We start from the raw sequence: 20,132 nt of genomic DNA, 5'->3' as shown, positions 1-20,132 counted from the left end.
GCCTGGGGGTTCGAGGACCCCTCGGCCTGGCCCGCCGTCGAGCGGGGCGGCTCCGCTCGGCGGTCCCTCCTGGCCAGTGAGGGGTCGCTGGCCGGTCCGCGCGGCGTTCCGCGCGGACCTGGCCGCCCGGGGGTTAGCCGAGCGCGTCGACCAGCTTCTTGCGCTGCTGGGCGCCCAGGCCGCCGAGACGGCGCTTCTCGTCTACGCCGGCCTCCTCCATCAGCGCGGTGGCCTTGGCCGGACCGACGCCCTTGACGGCGCGGAGGGCCTGGGACACCTTGATCTTCTTGGCGATGTCGTCATCGCGCTCCAGCAGCTGAGCGAACGTCAGCTCGCCCGCCTTGACCTTGGCCAGCAGGGCCGTGCGGGCGGCACGGGCCTCGGCGGCCTTGGCCAGAGCGGCTTGACGCTGCTCGGGGGTGAGAGTGGGAAGTGCCATCTCTGTTCTCTCCTCGGGGAGTTAACGTTCGGGTCCTGTTACCCGTGGTGCAGTGGCTAATCATGGCGGATACCAGCGGTTCGTGTTGCGGAAAGCGCCCGCTCAGCGTGCACTCCACACCGAAGCGGCCGCTTCCGCGCACGCCACGTCCTGCGCGATCGTGCCTCCGCTGACCCCGACGCCGCCGACCACGCGTTCTCCCTCACCGTAGCCGGACCACAGCGGAACGCCACCTCCGATGCAGACGAAACCCGCCCCGGCCAGGCCCGCCAGCTCCCCTCCATGAACGGCCGGCGCGGCCAGCTCGGAGGTGGGTCTGCGCAGGGCGACCGACGTGTACGCCTTGCCCTGCGCGAGGGACGGCCCCGAGATCTCCGCACCCTCCATACGCTGGAAAGACACCAGATTCCCGCCCTCGTCCACGATCGCGATGGAGACCGCCGCGCCCTCCCGGAACGCCTGCTTCAGAGCCGCTTCCGTCATGCGGAGCGCGAGTTCGAGATTCACGCGATCTTCCCCCGGATCGTGATGCCGCGGCGCCTTGGACCCTTCCATCCGTACCGCCCGCCGGCGGGGGCCCGCAAGATCACCTATGTGACCTCGCCTGATCTCGGACCGGGGGGCGTTATGGCGCGTTTTCCCCATTCAGGGTGGAATGCGTCACACTTTGCCGGTCGGGCGTGTCGCAAGCCTGGTCAGGGTGGCTTTTACGCCAGAGTTCTAGGCCCTCCATCGTGAGGAAGGCGTCGAAGACCGACTCCATCGCGCCCAGCAGCGAGCCTCGCCAGCCCAGCGCCGACCCCTCGATCCTGGGCGGGGCGTCACGGCGGATCGCCATCAGCCCCGGCTCGCAGGCCGCCAGAAGCGCCTCACCGGCCCGCTGGAGCAACTCAGGGCCGTGCCCGGACAGCACGACCACCTCCGGGTCGTGCGCGTTCACCAGGGCCGCTATGCCGCTTCCCAGGGCCCTCGCGTTCGCCGCGACCGCCTCCTGGCTCGTCGCCAGCACCCGCTCCGCCTGCTCCCTGCCCCTGCCGCCGCCGTACGCCAGGCCGACGTGGCGCAGCAGCGCGTTCGCGCCGACGTCGGTGCCCCAGCAGCCGATCGCGCCGCACGGGCACAGGCGCTCGCTCCCGCCGATGCGCATGTGGCCGAACTCGGCGCCGCTGCCGCTCGCGCCGGGGACCGCGTGGCCGTCCACCACCAGCACGCCGCCGAGGTCGAAGTCCACATGCAGGTGTACGCCCACGCGCACGCCCCGCAGCCTGCCCCTGCGCGCCTCGGCCAGCGCCGCCAGCGCCGTGTCGTTGCCGACGAACAGCGGGGCTCCGAGGTCGGTTGTGCGCAGGAGGGCGGGGACGTTCACCGAGCGCCAGCCCAGGTGGGCGATGTCCACCAGGCCGCCGTGGCGGATCGGCCCCGCCAGCGCCACCCCGGCGCCGATCACCCGGCTCCCCAGCCGGTGCGCGTGCTCGGCGAGGGCCTCGCCCAGCGGCCCCAGCGTGCCCTCCGGCGTCCCGTCGTGCGGCACCACGGCCAGCACCGTGACGCGCCCGCCCAGCTCGCACGCCGCCAGCTCCCAGGCGTCCTCCCGCACGTCCACCGCCAGCGCGACAGGCCCCTCCGGATGCGATCCAGGCACCTGCGTCGGCCGCCCGCGCGCGTGCCCCGGGGCAGGCTCCTCGTGCAGCAGCGCGTCCTCGGCCAGCCCGGCGACGAGCACGGACGCGGTGCCCCTGGCCAGGCCGAGGTCGCGGGTGAGCTGCGACCTGGTGCGGGTCGCCCCGCAGTCGTGCACGGCGCGCAGCAGCCTGACCCGGTTGTGCGCGCGAAGCTGCCCACTGGTTGTGGCTCCATTCACGTTCTTCAGTTTATGCTCTAGCCGTGAACAAAACCCCCATTGCCGCAAAGAAGGCTCGTGTCGGTGTTTTCGGATTCTTCTTCCTGGCCGGTTTCGTCATGGGGCTGTGGGCCGCCGGCCTGCCGTCACTGAACGACCGCCTCGACCTCGGCCCCGCCAGGCTGGGCAGCGTCCTGCTGCTCATCTCCGGCGGCGCGCTGGTGTCGATGCTGGTGGCCGGGCCGCTGGTGGACCGGTGGTCCAGCCGCCGGGTCTGCTGGTTCGCCGGGCCCTTCTCCGGCGCGGTGCTGCTCGGGCCCGCGCTGGCGCCGTCGTACTGGTCGCTGGCGGCGCTGGCGGTGCTGTTCGGGATCGGGCTGGGGGTCACCGAGGTCGCCATGAACGCCCACTCCGTCGAGGTGGAGCGCGTCTACGAGCGGCCGATCATCTCGGCCTTCCACGGCGTGTGGAGCCTCGGCGGGGCGGCCGGCGGCGGCCTCACCTCGCTGGCCCTGCAAGGCGGCCTCGACGCGCAGTGGCTGCTGATCGCGGCGGCCGTCGTGGTGCCGTTCCTGTACCTGCCGGCGGCGTACCTGCTGCTGCCCCGCCCGCCCGCCCACGAGACCACCTCCTCCGCTGACGGGAACGCGCCCTCCGACGGCTCCTCGCTGCGCTGGGGGCTCATCGCGCTGCTCGGGCTGGCGGCGTTCGCCGGACACCTCAGCGAGGGCGCCGCCATCGACTGGGCCGCCCTGCACGCGCGGTGGGTGCTGGACACCGACCCGGCCATGGCGCCGCTGGCCTACACGATCTTCTCCGTCGCGATGACCACCATCCGGCTGCTCGGCGACCCCATCAGGGGGCGGCTCGGCTCCGTCCTCACCATCCGGCTCGCCGGCGTGCTCGCCACCCTCGGCTACGTCCTGGTGCTGCTGTCGCCCGTCGTGGGGGAGTCGCTGCGCGTCGTGTGCGCCTGGACCGGCTGGGCGCTGGCCGGGGTGGGCCTGGCCACCGTCGTGCCCGTGCTCTTCAGCGCCGTGGGGGCCGCCGGTGGGCGGGTCGGGCGGGCGCTGGCCATGGTGACCGCGTTCGGGTACAGCGGGCTGCTGCTCGGGCCCGCCGTGCTGGGGTTCGTGGCCGAGCACGCCTCCCTGCCCATCGCGCTCTTCATCCCGGCCGTGCTGGCCGCCGTGGTGACCCTCGCGGGCTCGCCCGCCATCCGCTCCTTGCTGCGGCTCTCGCCCGCCCCGGCCCCGGCCGCCGTCCCGGAAGGCGAGCCCCAGCCCGCCCGCGACTGAACGCGGGCCGGGCGCGCCCACCCCGCGCGCCCGGCCCCCCGCCTCACCGCGCCCCCCGCGGTGCGCCAGAAGCGCCGCCCTGCGTCCTGCGCCCACGTGCGCCCCTGCGTCCTGCGCCCACGTGCGCCCCTGCGTCCTGCGCCCACGTGCGCCCCTGCGTCCTGCGCCCACGTACGCCCTGCGTCTGGCGTCCACGTGCGCCCCTGCGCCCTGCGCCCACGTGCGCCCCTGCACCATGCGTGCACAGTGCGCCGAGTGGCGCGTCAGGCGTGCGCGGTGCGCCGTCGCCTTGGCCGTGCGTGCGTGGTGCGTCCTGCGCCTCACGCCCGGCGCCGTGGCGGGCCGTGCGCGGGGCGGGCTCCGTAACGTTTGGGGGGTGGGTCCGAAATTTGCGTATAAGGGGGTTGACCTGGTGTTATGCGATCGTGACTTGACCCGCAAGTTACGTGCATGTTTCATGTCCCCAATCCCGTAAACGTTTACAGCCGAGCGCCCGTAAACGTTTACTCCAGATTCGGAAGGACAGCCTTGGCCGACGGACCCACGATCAACACGATCGCCGAGCGCGCGGGCGTCTCGATTGCCTCCGTCTCGCGGGTGCTGAACGGCCTGCCGACCAGGCAGGAGACCGTGCGCAAGGTGATGGCCGCCGCCGACGAGCTGGGTTACGTGCGCAACGCCGTGGCCAGGTCGCTCAAGTCGCGCCGCACCCACCAGGTCGCCTTCGCCATGGCGGACGTCGGCAACCCCGCCTACCTGGCCATGCTGCGCCAGATCCAGCCCGTGCTGAAGGCCGCCGGCTACCGGCTGGTGCTGCACTCGACCGACGCCGTCGTGGCCGACGAGATCGACGTGCTGCACAGCCTGGGTGAGCGGTACGTGGACGGGCTGATCATGAGCCCGCTGCGCGTGACCGAGGCGCATCTGCAGATGCTGGCCACCGCCAGGGCGCCCGTCGTGATCATCGGCTCGGTGCCCGAGGGCACGCGGGTGGACAACGTACGCGCCGATTCGCGCACCGGTGTGCGGCTGGCGGTCGACCACCTCTACGCGCTCGGCCGCCGCCGCATCGCGATGATCAACGGCCCGCTCGACACCGTGCCCGGCGCCGCCCGGGGCGCCGCCTACCGGGAGGCGCTGCGGGACCTCGGCCTGCCGTACGACGAGAGCCTGGTGCAGATCGGCGACTTCTACCGCCAGGAGGGCGCGGCGGCTGTGGCCGCGCTGCTCGCCCGGGTCCCCGACGTGGACGCGCTGATGTGCGCCAACGACCTGATCGCGCTCGGCGCCCTGGACGTGCTGCGGGCGGCGGGCAAGCGGGTGCCGGAGGACGTCGCGGTGGTCGGCATGGACGACACCGACCTCGCCGCCGCCTCGTGGCCGTCGCTGACCAGCGTGTCACTCGGGTCGGCCGAGCGTGGCAAGGCCGCCGCCGAGCTGCTGCTGGAGCGGCTGCAAGGAGACGACGGCGAGCCGAGGGTGGTCACCGTGCCGCCCCGCCTGGCTGTACGGGCCTCCACCGCGGGCGCCGACCAGGGCAGCGCCGACCAGGGCAGCGCCGGCCAGGGCAAGACCGGCCAGGGCAAGACCGGCCAGGGCAAGACCGACCAGGACAGCGCCGACCAGGGCAGCGCTGACCAAGGCAGGGCCGGCCACGGCAGGAAGGAGGGCGGGCAGTGACGGCGACCGTGACGAGACCGGCGCCGCCGAGCGGCCCGCGGGCCAGGCGCCGCGGGATCTCGCGCCAGACCCGCGAGATGTGGCTGCTGATGCTCCCGGCCCTGGTGCCGGTGCTGCTGTTCAGCGTCGGCCCCCTCCTGTACGGCATCGGCCTGGCCTTCACCGACGCCCGCAACACCCGCGTCCACCAGACCGAGTTCGTGGGCCTGGAGAACTTCTCCCGCCTGCTGACCGACGACGAGTTCTGGTCGTCGTTCCAGATCGGCGCGATCTGGGCGATATCGGTGACGGTGCTGCAGTTCCTGGCCGGGCTCGGCCTGGCGCTGCTGCTGAACGAGAAGCTGCGCTTCAGCGGCGTGGCCAGGGTGTTGTCGGTGGTGCCGTGGGCGATGCCGCCGGTGGTGATCGGCCTGATGTGGAAGCTCGTCTACCACCCCGACGCGGGCATGCTGAACGACCTGCTCGGCACGCACGTCAACTGGCTGGCCGACTTCTCGCTGGCGCTGCCCGCGATCATCGTGGTGGGCATCTGGGCGGGCATGCCGCAGACGACGGTCGTGCTGCTGGCGGGCCTGCAGAGCATCCCCAAGGAGCTGTACGAGGCGGGCGAGATGGACGGCGCCGGCACCTGGCGGCGCTTCTGGAACATCACGCTGCCGCAGCTCCGGCCGGTGATCGTGGCGATCACCTCGCTCGACTTCGTGTGGAACATCAACCAGTTCGGCCTGGTGTACGTGCTCACCCAGGGCGGCCCCGGCGGGCGTACGCGGCTGCCGATGCTGTTCGCCTACGAGGAGGCGTTCCGGTACCGCATGGCGGGTTACGCCTCGATGCTCGGCCTCGCGATGGCGATCGTCGTGCTGGCGGTGCTCGGGCTGTACCTGTGGCGGCAGATGAGGGAGGCCAAGTGAGACGCGTTTCGCAGTACGTCGCGCTGGCGGCGTACGTCGTCTTCCTGGCGTTCCCGCTGCTGTGGCTGCTGTCCACGGCGCTGAAGACGCCGCAGGAGATGGCGCTGACCGAGCCGACGTGGATTCCGCGCGAGCCGACGCTGACCAACTTCGGCGACGCGTTCGGCGAGCAGGACCTGATCGGCGCGGGGCTGCGCAGCCTGGTGGTGGCGCTGTTCGCGAGCGTGATCACGGTGCTGATCTCGCTGCCCGCCGCCTACGCGATGGCCCGCCACCGGGGCCTGGTCAACCGGATCGCGATCGGGTGGGTGCTGGTCAGCCAGGTGTTCCCGTTCATCCTGATCATCATCCCGCTCTTCATGATCCTGCGCGACCTCGACCTGATCAACACGCTGCCGGGGCTGGTCGTCGTGCATGTGACGTTCACGCTGCCGTTCGCGCTGTGGATGTTGCAGGGGTACGTGCGCGCGGTGCCGCGCGAGCTGGAGGAGGCGGCGGCCGTGGACGGCGCGAGCCGGCTGCGCTCGATCGTGAGCGTGGTGGCCCCGCTGCTCGCGCCGGGCGTGGTGGCCACGCTGCTGTTCTCGTTCATCTCGTCGTGGAACGAGTTCATGTTCGCGCTGGTGATCCTGCAGAACCCCGACGTCATGACGCTCCCGCTGACGCTGGTGAGGTTCACCGGCCCGGAGGGGGTGGCCAGGCTCGGCCCGCTGGCCGCGGCGTCGCTCATGGCGACGATCCCGAGCCTGATCTTCTTCGCAATCATTCAGCGGCGACTGAAGTCCGGCCTGATGGCCGGCGCCGTAAAGGGCTAGGAGGCTCATATGCGCATCACGTCCGCTCTGGCGGCTGCGGCGGTTCTCACGCTCGCAGCCGCGTGCGGCGGGGGAGGCGGCGGCGGCGAGTCGTCGTCCCCCAACGAGCCGGTCAAGATCAATTTCCTCAGCCTGGCGTGGCAGAAGGAGTCGGTCGCCGCCAACAAGCAACTCGTGGACGAGTGGAACAAGGCCAACCCGAACATCCAGGTCACCTACGTCCAGGGGAGCTGGGACAACGTCAACGACCAGCTCGTCACCCAGTTCGCCGGCGGCACCGCGCCTGACGTCATCCACAACGACTCGCCCGCGCTGTCCGGTTTCGCCTCCGACGGCTACCTGCTGGACCTGAAGGACAAGCTGCCCGCCGAGCTGAAGGGCGACATCCCGCAGGCCGCCTGGGACACCGTCACCTTCAGTGACGGCAAGGGCGGGCAGGGCGTGTACGGCGTGCCGTTCCTCCAGGAGTCGCAGGTCATCATCGCCAACAAGAAGCTGCTGGACGCGTCCGGCGTGCGCGTCCCCACCGCGGACGACCCGTGGACGTGGGACGAGTTCTCCGCCGCGGCCAAGAAGATGACCACCCAGCGCGTCGTCCCGTCCGGCGACTCCGAGGCCACCGGCCAGGGGTACGGCGTGGCCTGGGCGATGAAGTCGCCCGTCAACAAGACCCTCAACCTGGCGCTCAACTTCGGCGGCACCTTCTTCCAGACCGGCGCCGACGGCAAGACCACCGTCAAGGTCGGCCCGGAGGAGCGCGAGGTTCTGCAGCGCATCCACGACCAGCTCTACAAGGACAAGTCCGCCGACCCTGACGCGCTCGGCCAGGGCACCGCCGACCCGCTGCCGGCGTTCTTCAAGAACAAGTTCGCGATGCTGCCCGCCGGCGTCTACCTGCGCCAGCAGGTGATCGAGCAGGCCCCTGACGGGTTCGAGTGGGTCACGCTGCCCGCGCCCAAGGGCACCAGCGCCCAGCAGGGCGCCGTCTCGCAGACGCTGTCGATCGCGCAGGAGAGCGAGCACCCGGACGAGGCGCTGAAGTTCATCTCGTTCTTCCTGAACGGCGCCAACCAGGCCAAGCTCGCCAAGGGCGACTGGCTGCTGCCCACCTCCACGACGGCCGCCGCCGACCCGGCGATAACCACCGAGGAGAACGGCTGGGACGTGGCCACCGCGTCCGCGAAGAACCTGGTGGTGGCGCCGTTCCTGAAGGTGAACGGGTTCGACGAGTGGAAGAGCAAGGTCGCCACTCCCGCACTGCAGGAGTACTTCGCCAATAAGATCACCATCGACCAGGTGGCCACGAAGCTGGTCGAGGACGGGAACAAGGTGTTGGAGCGTTACCAGCAGTGACGGTGCTCATGCGCGACGTACTGCGCGACAGGGCCCGGGGGTGCCTGCTCGGCCTGGCGGCCGGCGACGCCCTCGGGGCCCCGGCGGAGAACCTCACGCCGGCGGAGATCCGCCGGCGGTGGGGGCGGCTCACCGAGATCGAGGGCGGCGGCACCGACGACACGGAATACGCGATCTTCGCGGCCTCCCTGCTCACCCTGCACGGCCACGCGCTGACCCCGGCGGACGTGGCCGCGGCCTACCGGTCGCAGATCATCCCCCGGGTGGACGGGCCGATGCGCGGGGCCGGCTTCTCGGAGCTGGGCACCGTCGAGGCGCTGCGCCGCGGCCTCGAACCGCCGATGTCCGGGCTGGTGCACTCCCATGGCTGGTCGGACGGCCTGGCCATGCGTGCCGCGCCGTACGGGATCTTCTGTCCCGGCGACCCGGCGGAGGCGGCCCGGCTGGTGGAGCAGGACGGGCTGGTCAGCGGGTCCGGTGAGGGCATCCTGGGCGGGCGCGCGGTCGCGGGGGCGGTGGCCGCCGCGATGACCGGCGCCGAGCCGCGCGAGGTCGTGTCGGCCGCGCTGTCGGTGATCCCGGCGGACTCGTGGACGGCCAGGAACGTGCTCCGCGCCCGCGCCGTCCTCGACCGCACCCACCCGAGCGGCGCGGCTCACGCGCTGGGCACAGCTCACGCGCCGGGCACAGCTCACGCGCTGGGCACAGCTCACGCGCCCGGCGCGGCCTCCGTGGGCGGCGCGCCGTCTGAGGGTGGCGCGCCCGGCGAGGACATGGCGCTCGTCGAGGCGCTGCACGAGGCCGTGGTGGTCAGGCACTACCCCTGGACGGACGTCGCCCCCGAGGCCGTGGCGCTGGCCATGGCCGCCTACCTGGCAGGCGACGGCGACGTGGAGGCGTCGGTGACGTTCGCCGTGAGCCTGGGCAGGGACGCCGACACGATCGGCGCCATCGCCGGGGCGCTGGCGGGAGCCGGGCGCGGCCAGTACGGCGTGCCCGAGCGCTGGGCCACCAGGATCAAGCCCGTGACCGGCAAGTGCCTGCCCGTCGTGGCCGGCCTGCACGTGTTCGACGCCGCCGACGAACTGGCCGACGACCTGGTCGACAAGATGGCCGGCGAACTGGCGGAAGGACTGTAGGGAGACCATGTCGGGGGACAGGATCAGGGGCGCGTTCATCGGCCTCGCGGTCGGCGACGCCGCAGGCTGGCCGGCGGCCAGGCACCGCGCGGCCCTGCACGCGCCGTGGAGCCGACGGCTCCACCGCGAGCTGGACGCCTTCGCCGAGGAACACCGCGTCACCACGCTCCCGGTGCCGTTCGCGCTGAACCAGCCCACGGCGCCGCTCAGGGTGGGCCCGTCCGACGACGCCGAGTGGCTGGCGTGGACACTGCTGACCGTCGATCGGCCGCGCGCCGCCGCGTTCATGGAGCTGAAGGACGTCAGGGCGCGCATCTCCGTGGCGACCGCGCTCGACAACCTGGCCAAGGGCGTGCAGCCGCCCGCCTCGGGCCACGACAACCCGCACCACTTCGACGACGCCGCCGCCGTCAGGGCCGTCGCGTACGGGGTCCTGGGGAGGGACCCGACGCCGGACGCCCAGGTGACGAACGCGGGGGACGGGGTGCTGGGAGCCCTCGCCGTGGCCGCCGCGATCGAGGCGGCGGTGGCGTCGGGCGATCCGCGCGAAGCGGTGGAGGCGGCGCTCGCCGTGCTGCCCGGGGACACAGCCATCGGCCACAACGCCCGCCTGGCCGTGCGGGTCGCGGAGAAGGCGGGCGACCCGTTCGGCGCGATCCCCGCGCTGGACGCCGCGCTGCTCGACCACGTCTACAGCTACGGCGTGGGCGCCGCGCAGACCGTCCCGGTGGCGCTGGCGCTGGCCGCGGCGGCGGGCGGCGACCTGGCCAGGGCCGTCCCGGCGGCGGCCTGCCTGGCCCCGCTGGCCGACTCGGCGCCCGCGCTCACCGGAGCGCTGGCCGGGGCGTGCGGCGGCTACGAGGCGATCCCGGAGGGGTGGACCGCCTCGGCCCGCACGCTGGCCGGCTGCTGCCTGCCTGACCTGGCGGGCGTTGATCTGATCGAACTACTGGAGGGAATCGCATGACGCCGCTTGAGGACAGAGCCACTGGCTGCGTGGCGGGGGCGGCGGTCGGTGACGCGCTGGGCGGCGCCACCGAGGGCTGGACTCCCGAGCAGATCGTCGAGCGGTACGGGGGCCGCGTCGAGGGCGTCGTGCCGCCGTTCAACGAGGACTGGCGCAACGCCCGTCCCATCGCCCCGTACCACAAGGGCGACGGCCACATCACCGACGACACCCTGATGACGCACGCCCTGATCCGCGTGTACGAGAAGACCGGCGGCCACCTGGACGCGTACGCGATGGCCGAGCACCTGGTGCCCGAGCTGATGGGCGAGCGGCGCTGGATCCCCGAGCTGGAGGCCGAGGCGCTGCCGCTGCAGCGCGTCTTCCTGGCGGAGAAGTGGATCGTGGCCCGGCTGCACTACGGGCACGCCGACCCGCGCGAGGCCGGCGTAGGCAACATCGTGAACTGCGGCGCCGCCATGTACGTGGCGCCCGTCGGCATCGTCAACGCCGCCGACCCCGACGCCGCCTACGCCGAGGCCATCGAGCTGACCGGCGCCCACCAGTCCAGCTACGGCCGGGAGGCCGCCGGCGTGATGGCCGCCGCCGTGGCCGAGGCCATGCGGCCGGGCGCCACCGCCGACTCCGTGGTGGCGGCCTGCCTGCGGCTGGCCAAGGACGGCACGAGGGCCGCCATCGAGGCCGTCTGCGAGACCGCAGCCGGGCTCGGGCACTGGGACGGCTCGTTCGAGGCGCTGCGTGCCGCGGTGCGGCCGTTCGACACCGTCGCCGACACCTACCGCGACCAGGGGCTGGGCGCGCGCAGGCCGAGCCGGGTGCACAGCATCGAGGAGCTGCCGCTGGCGCTCGGGTTCCTGGTGATCGCCAAGGGCGACGTGCGCGACACCGTGCTGGGCGGGGTGAACTACGGGCGCGACGCCGACTCGATCGCCTCCATGGGCGGGGCCATCGCGGGCGCGCTCGGCGGCCTCGCCTCGGTGCCGCAGGAGTGGGTGGAGCAGGTGGGGACGGCCAGCCGTACGGATCTGGTCACTCCCGGGCTGGCCGTCGCGGAGGTGGCGCGCCGCGTGCACGCCGACGACCTGGTACGGCGCCGCGCCCACGAGGCCGCGTTCGCCGACCTCGAACGCGCATGATCAGGCTCACCTGGGTCCAGCCGGAGGACCTCGTCGGGCACGAGCTGCGCCAGGCGGCCGAGGACGGGCGCGACGCGCGGAAGATCGCGGCCCGCTGGCACGCGGCCGGCGGGCACGACGCGCCGCCGCGCGCGGGCGCCTCGGAGCCGGAGGCGGCGCGGCTGCGGGGGCTGGCGGAGGAGCTGCTGGACGAGCTGGCCGCGATCCCGTCGCCGCTGCCCGAGCCGTCCGACCTCGCGGGCATCATCGCCGCTTGCCCGGACTGGCCGGGCACCACCACGCCCGCCGGGCTCCACGACAGCGGCGCCGCACGTCAGGCCGCGCCCGGCAGCACCACCCCACAGGGGGCCGGGCCTGATGGCGGCGCTTGGCGCGAGTCCGGGGCGGATGGCGGCGCTCGGCGTGAGTCCGGGGCGGATGGCGGTGCCGTGCGCGCGTCCGGGCCCGATGGCGGCACCGGCCGTGCGTCGGGCCCCGGGGTCGTGGTGGATCCGGCGCGGGTGCTCGGGGCGTGGCTGGGGCGGGCCGCCGGGTGCGTGCTGGGCAAGCCGGTGGAGAAGATCCCGAGGCAGGGCATCAGGCAGATCGCCGAGGCCACCGGCAACTGGCCGATCCGCGGCTGGTTCACCGCCGAGGGCCTGCCGGACGAGGTGGCCCGCCGCTGGCCGTGGAACCGGCGCAGCGCCGTCAACTCGCTGGCCGAGAACATCGACGGCATCCCCGAGGACGACGACCTCAACTACCCGCTGCTCGCCCTGTCCCTCCTGGAGCGCCACGGCCGCGGTTTCACCACCGAGGACGTGGCCAGGCTGTGGCTGGACGAGCTGCCCGCGGGCCGCACGTTCACCGCGGAGCGCGTCGCGTACCGGAACCTGCTGGACGGCGTCGAGCCGCCCGCCACGGCCACCTACCGCAACCCGTTCAGGGAGTGGATCGGCGCGCTGATCAGGGCGGACGTGTACGGCTGGGTGAACCCGGGCGACCCGGCGGCGGCGGCGGAGCTGGCCTGGCGCGACGCCAGGCTCACGCACACCGCCAACGGGATCTACGGGGCGATGTTCGCGGCGGCGATGTGCGCCGCCTCGCTGGCGGCCGGTTCGGCGGAGGAGGTGGTGCGGGCGGGACTGTCGGTGGTGCCGGCGGGGTCGCGGCTGCACGAGGCCGTCCGTCTGGCCGTCGCGGACGCCGAGGCGGAGGACGACTTCGAGCGGGTCGTCGACCGCCTGCACGAGCGGCACGGCGACCTGCACTGGGTGCACACGATCAACAACGCCGCCCTGGTGGCGGCCACGCTGATCCACGGCGGGGGGGACTTCACCGCGACGATCGCCGGGGCGGTGGCCGGTGGCTGGGACACCGACTCGGCCGGCGCCACGGCAGGAGCGGTGGCGGGCGCGCTGAACGGCGGCGTGCCGGAGCGGTGGCGGATGCGTGACAGCCTGGCCAGCAGCCTGACAGGGTTCGACGGGGTGGGTCTTGCCCGGCTGGCCACCCGTACTCAGGGGATGATGACAGCATGATCTCGGTTTTCGGCAGCGCCAACATGGACCTCGTCGCGTACGTCTCGAAAGCCCCGAAACTGGGTGAGACGGTAACCGGGCACCGGTTCCGCACCGTACCCGGCGGCAAGGGGGCCAACCAGGCGATCGCCGCCGCGCGGGCGGGCGGCCAGGTCGCGTTCCTGGGGGCGGTGGGCGACGACGGGTTCGGCGCGGAGATGCGCGCCACGCTGGCGGAGGCCGGGGTCGAGGTGCGCGGCCTGCGCCAGGTGCCGGGCCCCAGCGGCATCGCGCACATCGTGGTGGACGACGACGGCGCGAACTCGATCATCGTCGTGCCCGGCGCGAACGGCACCATCACCGGCCCCTCCGGCGAGGACCTGGCCGCGATCGCCGGGTCCAGCGCGCTGCTGCTCCAGCTCGAGTTGCCCATGGGCGCGGTCGTGGCGGCGGCGCAGGCCGGCCGGGTGGCCGGGGTGCCCGTCTTCCTCACCCCCGCGCCCGCGCAGCCGCTGCCCGCCGAGCTGCTGGAGGCGGTCACGACGCTCGTCCCGAACGAGCACGAGGCAGCGGCCATCACCGGCGTCGAGGGGCCGGACGCCGCCCTGGACGCCCTGCTGGAGCTGGTCGAGGAGGCCGTGATCACGCTGGGCGCCGACGGCGCGCTGTACGGGTCGCGGTCGGGGGAGCGGCTGCGGGTGCCCGCCGTGAAGGTGGACGCCGTGGACACGACGGCGGCCGGCGACACGTTCGTGGGGGCGCTGGCGGTGGCGCACACCGAGCGGATGGGCGTCGCCGACGCGCTCGGCTTCGCCGCCATGGCGGCGGCGCTGTCGGTGCAGCGCGAGGGCGCCAGCACCTCGATGCCGACCCGCCGCGAGATCGAGGACGCGCTGGGCTGAGCCGGGTTCGGGGGATGCCGCCGGGGCAGGTGAGGGCTATGAGCGAGACATCCGACGAACTGCCGGAAGCCGTGGGCGGGGTGCGCGGGGAGAGCGACGTGGTCGCCGAGCGGGCGGGCTGCGACACCCCGCGATCGCGCCGCCCCGTGCCTGCCGACCTGCCCGACGAGCAGGACGAGCCGGAGCCGGAGGAGGAGGAACCCGGCGAGGACGGCGACGAGATCCGCCCGGACGTCGGCCCCACAGGCTAGGGGCGGCCCCGGTGGAGCAGTGCGAGGGTCTGCTCCAGCTCGGTGCGCAGGATCCCCTCGGCCGCGTCACCGTCGCCCCGCCGGATGGCCGTCACCAGCCCGGCGTGCGTGTCGTGCCCGGTGTTGGGGTCGTGTGCGCGCAGCTCCAGCAACTGCACCAGATCGATCAGCCGTTCCCGCAGCGCGGGCGCGAACTCGGCGAACAGGTCCGACAGCACGGGGTTGCGCGCCGCCGCCACGACCGCCGCGTGCAGCGCGATGTCGGCGTCCACGAAGGCCGCGTCGTCACCGCCCGCCGCCCGCTCGCGCCCCGCCAGCGCCGACTCCAGCGCCGCCACGTCCTCGTCGGTACGCCGCTGCGCCGCCAGCCGCGCCGCCTGGGTCTCGACGATGACGCGCACCTCGTACACGTCGGTGATGGCGGCCCGCCGCAGCCTGGCGGGCCAGTCTTCGGCGACCTCCGTGGCGATCACGAACACGCCGGACCCCTGACGCGCCTGCACCAGCCCCGCCCCCGCCAGCGCCCGCAGCGCCTCCCGCACCGTCGAGCGCCCCACGCCGAGCGTCCTGGCCAGCGTGTTCTCCCCGGGCAGGCGGGTGCCCACCGGCCACTCGCCCTGCGTGATCTGCTCGCGCAGATGCTCGGTGGCCTGCTCGACCAGGGGACTGGGGCGGAGTGACCCGAGCGGCATGGCGGTAAACCTCTCAGCTTGTCTGAGGACCTGTGTTGTGGTTAGTCTACCCGTCATGACGTCGTACGGTCGCCTGCTTCTCGGCCGCCGCGGCGGGGCCTGACCGGACCGGCACCCCGCCGCGGTGGTTCGGGTGCCCGCCGGTCCTCCCCGTCACGACCGAAGAGGACTTCCCATGTACGACTGGAACCGGCAGAGCCCCAGCGCCATGCCCTACCACCGCTACCGCCCCGTCCACGAGCGCGTCCAGGTGCCGCTGACCGAGCGCGCCTGGCCCGCGCGGCGGCTCACCGAGGCCCCGCTGTGGGTGCCCGTCGACCTGCGCGACGGCAACCAGGCACTGGCCGAGCCGATGGACCCCGAGCGCAAGCGCCGCATGTTCGACCTGCTCACCGGCATGGGCTTCAAGGAGATCGAGGTCGGCTACCCCTCCTCCAGTCAGCTCGACTTCGACTTCGTCCGCCACCTGGCCACCCCGGGCGTCGTCCCCGGGGACGTGACCGTGGTGGTGTTCACCCCCGCCAGGCGCGACCTGATCGAGCGCACCTTCGCCTCGATCGAGGGCATGTCCCGCGTGGTCGTGCACCTCTACACGGCCACCGCCCCCACCTGGCGCGACGTGGTGCTCGGCCAGGACAGGCCCGCGCTGCGCACGATGATCAGGGACGCCGCCGCGCACCTCGCCCGGCTGGCCGGGGACCGCGACATCCGCTTCCAGTTCTCGCCCGAGGTGTTCAACCTCACCGAGCCGGACTACGTCCTGGAGATCTGCAACGACCTGACGGCCCTGTGGGACGCCTCGCCGGACCGTCCCGTGATCCACAACCTGCCCGCGACGGTCGAGGTGGCCACACCCAACGTGTACGCCGACCAGATCGAGTACATGCACCGCCACCTCGACCGCAGGGACGGCGTCATCCTGTCGGTGCACCCGCACAACGACCGCGGCACCGGCGTCGCCTGCGCCGAACTGGCCGTGCTGGCGGGGGCGCAGCGGGTGGAGGGCTGCCTGTTCGGCAACGGCGAGCGCACCGGCAACGTCGACCTGGTGACGCTCGCGCTGAACCTGCACGCCCAGGGCGTCGACCCGATGATCGACCTGTCCGACATCGACGAGGTGCGCAGGGTCGTCGAGCACTGCAACCGCCTGCCGGTGCCCGAGCGCCACCCGTACGCGGGCGACCTCGTCTACACCGCCTTCTCCGGCACCCACCAGGACGCCATCAAGAAGGGCCTGGCCCACCACGCCAAGCGGGCCGCCGACCTGGGCGTGCCGCCCGAGCAGGCGCCGTGGGAGGTGCCGTACCTGCTGATCGACCCCGCCGACGTGGGCCGCGACTACCAGGCGGTCATCCGCGTCAACAGCCAGTCGGGCAAGGGCGGCATCGCGTACCTGCTGCACACCCGCTACGGCCTGGAGCTGCCCAGGCGCCTGCAGATCGACTTCGCGCCGGTCGTCCAGCGGGCCACCGACGGCAGCGGCGAGGAGATCACCGCCGAGCAGCTCTGGCAGCTCTTCCACGCCACCTACCTGGCACCCGGCGAGATCGGCGCGCTCGCCGAGTGGAACACGGTGGAGACGGGGCCCGGCGCGCACACGTTCACCGGGACGCTGCGCGACGGCCGGCGGCTGAGCGGCGCCGGCAACGGCCCGCTGTCGGCGCTGACCGCCGCGCTCGCCGCCGACGGCATCGACGTGGACATCCTGCACTACGCCGAGCACGCCCTCGACCCGGGCCGGGGCAGCCGGGCCATCGCCTACGTCGAGGCCAGGGTGAACGGCGCCACCTGCTGGGGCGCCGCCCAGGACACCTCGGTGCTGACCGCCTCCGTGCACGCGGTCCTGGCCGCCGTCCACCGGATGATCTGACGTAAGATCACCGTCATGTTCGAAGCGGGCGCGGTGCTGGACGTGCTGGCGGCGCTCCGGAAGGCGGGCTGCCAGGTCTGGATCGCCGGCGGCTGGGGCATCGACGCGCTCGTCGGCCGGGTCACCAGGGAGCACGGCGACCTCGACCTGCTGCACCGCGAGGAGCAGGAACCGGCCGTGATCGCCGCCCTGGAGTCCCTGGGGTACGCCGAGCGCACCGAAGGCGTCGTCCCTGGACGGCCCGCCCGCTTCGTCATGATCGGGCCCGGCGGGCGCGAGCTGGACCTGCACCCGCTGCGCTTCCAGCCCGACGGGTCCGCCCTCCAGCGGCTCGACGACTCGGGCGGCGCCTTCACCTACCCGGCCGGTGTGTTCGTCGCCGGGGAGATCGAGGGCGTGCGGGTGCCGTGCCTGTCAGTGGAGCAGCAGGTGCACTTCCACCAGGGTTACCAGCCGAGGGAGCGCGACCTGCTGGACATGGCGAGCCTGCGCGACACGTACGGGATCAGCACGCACTTCTGATCGGGCGCCGCGCTGGGATGTTCGCTCATTTCCGGGCGGCGGGGCTCGCTGAGAGATGGGCGGCGCACTCGTCGCGATACCGCAGCGTACGGACGCGCACCTGCTTCGGGTCGGCCAGCACGGCCCGCGACACCGACGGCACGACCGCGTGCCGCACCGGCCCGAACAGCCGCGCCACGTCGGCGGGAGTGGCCCCCTGCGCGCCGAGACCGGGCGCCAGGATGGGCCCGTTGAGATCGTCCAGTGGGTGCTCCAGCGCGGGCAGCGTCGCCCCCATGACCACCCCGACAGGCCCGAACGGCGCATGCCCCGCGTTCGCCGCGGCGGCCCCGGCCAGCACCTGATCGGCCACCAGCCGCTGCAGCCCGGCCGCCTCGGGGTTCGACGTGCGGGCCAGCACGAACACGCCCGCGTCGTTGGCCATCGCCGAGGTGATCGCCCCCTCCAGCGACCCGAACCCCAGATACGGGCTGAGCGTCACCGCGTCGGCCGCCAGCGGGCTGCCCTTGTCCAGGTACGCCTCCGCGTAGGCGGCCATCGTGCTGTCGATGTCGCCTCGCTTGACGTCCAGCAGCACCAGCGTGCCCGCCTCACGCAGGTCGGCGATGGTGCGTTCCAGCACGGCGACGCCGCGGCTGCCCCAGCGCTCGAAGAAGGCCGACTGCGGCTTGACCACGGCGGCCACGTCGGCCACCGCCTCGACGACCGTGCGGCAGAACCGCTCCAGCGCCGCGGGCGAGTCGTCCAGCCCCCACGTGTGCAGCAGGGCGGGGCTGGGGTCGATGCCCACGCAGAGCGGCCCGCATGCGTCGAGCCTGGCTCGCAGGCGGCTTCCGAACGACTCGTTCATCTCACGCTCCCGTGGGCGAATGGTCCTCCGGCGACGATATGGTACGCGAACCGCCGTTGCCTAACCGGTGCCTCACCGAGTCTTTCCACAAGTGAGCCTTGGGGTAGGTGAGCAGACATGTACGAGATCGCCCACCGCGTGCTGGCGCTGCGCACCGATCCACCACGCGACGTCGTGGTCACGGTCGGCGTGCCCTACGAGGAACCGACGGGCGAGTGGTCGTGCCCGTACCGGATCGACGGGCTCGACGGGTGGGAGCACGAGCGGAAGGTCTCCGGGCTCGACTCGCTGGAGGCGGTCGAGCTGGCGATGATCACGGTCAGGGCGGCGGTGGCCGGCTCGCACGAGGCCAGGGAGGGCCTGCTGGTCTGGGACGAGGAGCCGGCGCGGCAGCGGGCGCGCACCGTGTACGTGAGCGTGGACCGGGCGCAGAACCTGGCCTACATCGCGATGAAGCACGAGATCGTGCCGGGGGAGGCGCGGCGGCAGGTCGTGGCGGAGGACATCGTCCTCGACTACGGCGACGCCGGGCAGCTCCTCGGCCTGGAGCTCACGGACGCGGCCCGGCTGCTTCCCCCGGAAATGCGCATCTGATCGGCCCCCACCGCCGTTCGTGCTTCAGTGTGACAGCAGCCACCGCCAGCGCGGCAGCTCCATCACCACCGTCACCACGGCCAGCACGGACACCAGCGCGGCGGCGAACGCGTGCCAGGCCACCCACGCCGCCGCCACGGCCGCCACCACCTGCAACGCCACCAGCAGGATCGTCACGAACCCCGGCACGGCGACGATCACATGCCGCTTGTCGCCCGGCGTGGAGAAGAGCGTCGGCAGCCCGATCAGCACGATCACGGACAACACGGCCAGCGGCACCGAGGACGAGGCCAGCGCCCACGGCGTGGCCACCCACGCCACCAGCTCGGTGGCGAAACGAAAGACCGAGGCGACACGGTCGTCGGGACGGGGCTCGGAGGCGGAGGCGGCGCGGTCGTCGGGGCGAGGCTCGGAGGGCACCCGCGTACCCTACAACCGACCTCCCCGGCGGCCTCACCAGGGCGGCTCGCGATAATCACTTCCGTGAGCACCACAACCTTCCCCCGGATCGTGGCCACCGACCTCGACGGCACCCTCCTCAACTCGGCGGGCGACGTCAGCACACGTACCAGGCAGGCACTCCAGGCGGCCCGCGCCGCCGGCGCGGAGATCGTCTTCGTCACCGCCAGAGCACCGCGCGGCATCCGCGAGATCGCCCGCCAGGCGGGCGTCACCGGCACCGCCATCTGCAGCAACGGCGCCGTCGTGTACGACGTCGCGACCGACGAGATCACCCACAGCAGCCCCATCGAGCCGCAGGCCGCCCGCAAGGTCGCCGAGGCGCTCGCCCTGGCGCTGCCCGGCATCGGCCTCGGCGTCGAGACCGGCAGGAACGTGCTGGCCGAGGCCGCCTACACCCGGCGGGTCGAGTACGACCTGGCCTCCTACATCGAGGTGGAGTCGGTCTTCGACGGCGACCGGCCGATCATCAAGCTGCTCGCCCTGTCGCCGGCGCACACGGCCGACGAGATGTACGCGGCCGTGGCCCCGGCGATCGGCGACCTGGCCGAGGTCACGTACTCGGGAGTGGAGGGCATCCTGGAGATCAGCGCTCCCGGGGTGACCAAGGCGCTCACGCTCGACCGGCTCTGCGCCGAGCGGGGCGTCGGGGCGGGGGACGTGGTGGCGTTCGGCGACATGCCCAACGACCTGGCCGTGCTGCTCTACGCGGGAGCCGGGTACGCGATGGCCAACGCCCACCCGATGGTGCTGTCGGCGGCCGGGCACCGCACCCTGTCCAACGACGAGGACGGGGTGGCCGTGGTCCTGGAGAACCTCCTGGCCGCACCCTGAGCCGCGAGCCCGTGCCCGCCCTGGCCGCCCGTCCTGCGAGCCCGTGCCCGCCCTCCTACGAGGCTCGTGCCCGCCCACCTG

General features: G+C 73.1%; 21 protein-coding genes. 15 read left to right on the top strand and 6 right to left on the bottom strand.

The annotated features are described in order from the left end of the window. Positions 1–133: 133 nt before the first annotated feature. The 3 genes from mihF to ABD331_RS24145 all read right to left on the bottom strand — a co-directional run bounded on the left by mihF (position 134) and on the right by ABD331_RS24145 (position 2,300). Positions 134–439, bottom strand: coding sequence for an integration host factor, actinobacterial type (mihF, locus tag ABD331_RS24155; RefSeq protein WP_043641121.1), 306 nt, complete (start codon positions 437–439; stop codon positions 134–136). Positions 440–541: 102 nt separating this feature from the next. Continuing rightward, positions 542–946, bottom strand: a complete 405-nt coding sequence (locus ABD331_RS24150) for a GlcG/HbpS family heme-binding protein (RefSeq protein WP_344478656.1) — start codon at positions 944–946, stop codon at positions 542–544. 118 nt (positions 947–1,064) lie between these two features. Next, the gene (locus tag ABD331_RS24145) at positions 1,065–2,300 is read right to left on the bottom strand and encodes an ROK family protein (protein ID WP_344478653.1); all 1,236 of its coding nucleotides are present in this window, start codon (positions 2,298–2,300) and stop codon (positions 1,065–1,067) included. A gap of 23 nt (positions 2,301–2,323) precedes the next feature. Here ABD331_RS24145 and ABD331_RS24140 point away from each other — a divergent pair, with 23 nt between their 5' ends. From ABD331_RS24140 to ABD331_RS24090, 11 genes are all read left to right on the top strand, one after another. Next, complete coding sequence (locus ABD331_RS24140) at positions 2,324–3,577, top strand: MFS transporter (RefSeq protein WP_344478649.1); 1,254 nt, start codon at positions 2,324–2,326, stop codon at positions 3,575–3,577. Between the two features lie 528 nt (positions 3,578–4,105). Then, the gene (locus ABD331_RS24135; RefSeq protein WP_344478646.1) at positions 4,106–5,257 is read left to right on the top strand and encodes a LacI family DNA-binding transcriptional regulator; all 1,152 of its coding nucleotides are present in this window, start codon (positions 4,106–4,108) and stop codon (positions 5,255–5,257) included. Then, entirely contained in the window at positions 5,254–6,168 is a 915-nt protein-coding gene (locus ABD331_RS24130) for a carbohydrate ABC transporter permease (RefSeq protein ID WP_344478643.1), read from the top strand. Before ABD331_RS24135 ends, ABD331_RS24130 begins: the two co-directional genes overlap by 4 nt. Then, on the top strand, positions 6,165–6,983 hold the full coding sequence (locus ABD331_RS24125) for a carbohydrate ABC transporter permease (protein WP_344478641.1): 819 nt from the start codon (positions 6,165–6,167) through the stop codon (positions 6,981–6,983). The genes ABD331_RS24130 and ABD331_RS24125 overlap by 4 nt, the downstream gene beginning before the upstream one ends. Before the next feature lie 9 nt (positions 6,984–6,992). Continuing rightward, on the top strand, positions 6,993–8,336 hold the full coding sequence (locus ABD331_RS24120) for an ABC transporter substrate-binding protein (protein ID WP_344478638.1): 1,344 nt from the start codon (positions 6,993–6,995) through the stop codon (positions 8,334–8,336). 8 nt (positions 8,337–8,344) lie between these two features. After that, entirely contained in the window at positions 8,345–9,475 is a 1,131-nt protein-coding gene (locus ABD331_RS24115) for an ADP-ribosylglycohydrolase family protein (RefSeq protein ID WP_344478636.1), read from the top strand. 7 nt (positions 9,476–9,482) lie between these two features. After that, on the top strand, positions 9,483–10,442 hold the full coding sequence (locus ABD331_RS24110; RefSeq protein WP_344478633.1) for an ADP-ribosylglycohydrolase family protein: 960 nt from the start codon (positions 9,483–9,485) through the stop codon (positions 10,440–10,442). Beyond that, positions 10,439–11,578, top strand: coding sequence for an ADP-ribosylglycohydrolase family protein (locus ABD331_RS24105; RefSeq protein ID WP_344478630.1), 1,140 nt, complete (start codon positions 10,439–10,441; stop codon positions 11,576–11,578). The genes ABD331_RS24110 and ABD331_RS24105 overlap by 4 nt, the downstream gene beginning before the upstream one ends. Next, the gene (locus ABD331_RS24100) at positions 11,575–13,098 is read left to right on the top strand and encodes an ADP-ribosylglycohydrolase family protein (RefSeq protein WP_344478627.1); all 1,524 of its coding nucleotides are present in this window, start codon (positions 11,575–11,577) and stop codon (positions 13,096–13,098) included. The genes ABD331_RS24105 and ABD331_RS24100 overlap by 4 nt, the downstream gene beginning before the upstream one ends. Then, complete coding sequence (gene rbsK / locus ABD331_RS24095; protein WP_344478625.1) at positions 13,095–13,979, top strand: ribokinase; 885 nt, start codon at positions 13,095–13,097, stop codon at positions 13,977–13,979. Before ABD331_RS24100 ends, rbsK begins: the two co-directional genes overlap by 4 nt. A 38-nt stretch (positions 13,980–14,017) precedes the next feature. After that, positions 14,018–14,230, top strand: coding sequence for a hypothetical protein (locus ABD331_RS24090; protein WP_344478622.1), 213 nt, complete (start codon positions 14,018–14,020; stop codon positions 14,228–14,230). On the opposite strand, the gene ABD331_RS24085 is transcribed toward ABD331_RS24090, so the two are convergent. Beyond that, positions 14,227–14,922, bottom strand: coding sequence for a FadR/GntR family transcriptional regulator (locus ABD331_RS24085; RefSeq protein ID WP_344478620.1), 696 nt, complete (start codon positions 14,920–14,922; stop codon positions 14,227–14,229). The genes ABD331_RS24090 and ABD331_RS24085 overlap by 4 nt on opposite strands. A 175-nt stretch (positions 14,923–15,097) precedes the next feature. On the opposite strand from ABD331_RS24085, the gene ABD331_RS24080 reads away from it, so the two are divergent. Together ABD331_RS24080 and ABD331_RS24075 are read left to right on the top strand one after the other, a co-directional pair. Further along, positions 15,098–16,792: a 2-isopropylmalate synthase gene (locus ABD331_RS24080; RefSeq protein WP_344478617.1), complete on the top strand. Its 1,695-nt coding sequence runs from the start codon at positions 15,098–15,100 to the stop codon at positions 16,790–16,792. Positions 16,793–16,807: 15 nt separating this feature from the next. After that, the gene (locus ABD331_RS24075) at positions 16,808–17,314 is read left to right on the top strand and encodes a nucleotidyltransferase domain-containing protein (RefSeq protein WP_344478614.1); all 507 of its coding nucleotides are present in this window, start codon (positions 16,808–16,810) and stop codon (positions 17,312–17,314) included. Between the two features lie 25 nt (positions 17,315–17,339). On the opposite strand, the gene pyrF is transcribed toward ABD331_RS24075, so the two are convergent. Next, complete coding sequence (gene pyrF / locus ABD331_RS24070) at positions 17,340–18,164, bottom strand: orotidine-5'-phosphate decarboxylase (RefSeq protein WP_344478611.1); 825 nt, start codon at positions 18,162–18,164, stop codon at positions 17,340–17,342. Between the two features lie 117 nt (positions 18,165–18,281). Between pyrF and ABD331_RS24065 the strand changes: the two genes are divergently transcribed. Continuing rightward, positions 18,282–18,758: a DUF6968 family protein gene (locus tag ABD331_RS24065; protein ID WP_344478608.1), complete on the top strand. Its 477-nt coding sequence runs from the start codon at positions 18,282–18,284 to the stop codon at positions 18,756–18,758. A gap of 24 nt (positions 18,759–18,782) precedes the next feature. On the opposite strand, the gene ABD331_RS24060 is transcribed toward ABD331_RS24065, so the two are convergent. After that, entirely contained in the window at positions 18,783–19,178 is a 396-nt protein-coding gene (locus ABD331_RS24060) for a hypothetical protein (protein WP_344478605.1), read from the bottom strand. Between the two features lie 63 nt (positions 19,179–19,241). Between ABD331_RS24060 and ABD331_RS24055 the strand changes: the two genes are divergently transcribed. Continuing rightward, positions 19,242–20,051, top strand: a complete 810-nt coding sequence (locus ABD331_RS24055; RefSeq protein WP_344478603.1) for an HAD family hydrolase — start codon at positions 19,242–19,244, stop codon at positions 20,049–20,051. The last annotated feature ends 81 nt before the right edge of the window (positions 20,052–20,132 follow it).

The organism is Nonomuraea monospora, assembly GCF_039531895.1.
GTDB lineage: Bacteria > Actinomycetota > Actinomycetes > Streptosporangiales > Streptosporangiaceae > Nonomuraea > Nonomuraea monospora.
Note: the sequence above shows the minus strand (reverse complement) of the source record. Positions and strands in the feature narration are given on the sequence as shown.

Bases quoted from the DNA above. Each gene is read 5' to 3' on its own strand.
- mihF (WP_043641121.1), bottom strand. From the start codon at position 439: ATGGCACTTCCCACTCTCACCCCCGAGCAGCGTCAAGCCGCTCTGGCC.
- ABD331_RS24120 (WP_344478638.1), top strand. From the start codon at position 6,993: ATGCGCATCACGTCCGCTCTGGCGGCTGCGGCGGTTCTCACGCTCGCA.
- ABD331_RS24115 (WP_344478636.1), top strand. From the start codon at position 8,345: ATGCGCGACGTACTGCGCGACAGGGCCCGGGGGTGCCTGCTCGGCCTG.
- ABD331_RS24110 (WP_344478633.1), top strand. From the start codon at position 9,483: ATGTCGGGGGACAGGATCAGGGGCGCGTTCATCGGCCTCGCGGTCGGC.
- ABD331_RS24105 (WP_344478630.1), top strand. From the start codon at position 10,439: ATGACGCCGCTTGAGGACAGAGCCACTGGCTGCGTGGCGGGGGCGGCG.
- ABD331_RS24100 (WP_344478627.1), top strand. From the start codon at position 11,575: ATGATCAGGCTCACCTGGGTCCAGCCGGAGGACCTCGTCGGGCACGAG.
- rbsK (WP_344478625.1), top strand. From the start codon at position 13,095: ATGATCTCGGTTTTCGGCAGCGCCAACATGGACCTCGTCGCGTACGTC.
- ABD331_RS24090 (WP_344478622.1), top strand. From the start codon at position 14,018: ATGAGCGAGACATCCGACGAACTGCCGGAAGCCGTGGGCGGGGTGCGC.
- ABD331_RS24085 (WP_344478620.1), bottom strand. From the start codon at position 14,922: ATGCCGCTCGGGTCACTCCGCCCCAGTCCCCTGGTCGAGCAGGCCACC.
- ABD331_RS24080 (WP_344478617.1), top strand. From the start codon at position 15,098: ATGTACGACTGGAACCGGCAGAGCCCCAGCGCCATGCCCTACCACCGC.
- ABD331_RS24075 (WP_344478614.1), top strand. From the start codon at position 16,808: ATGTTCGAAGCGGGCGCGGTGCTGGACGTGCTGGCGGCGCTCCGGAAG.
- pyrF (WP_344478611.1), bottom strand. From the start codon at position 18,164: ATGAACGAGTCGTTCGGAAGCCGCCTGCGAGCCAGGCTCGACGCATGC.
- ABD331_RS24065 (WP_344478608.1), top strand. From the start codon at position 18,282: ATGTACGAGATCGCCCACCGCGTGCTGGCGCTGCGCACCGATCCACCA.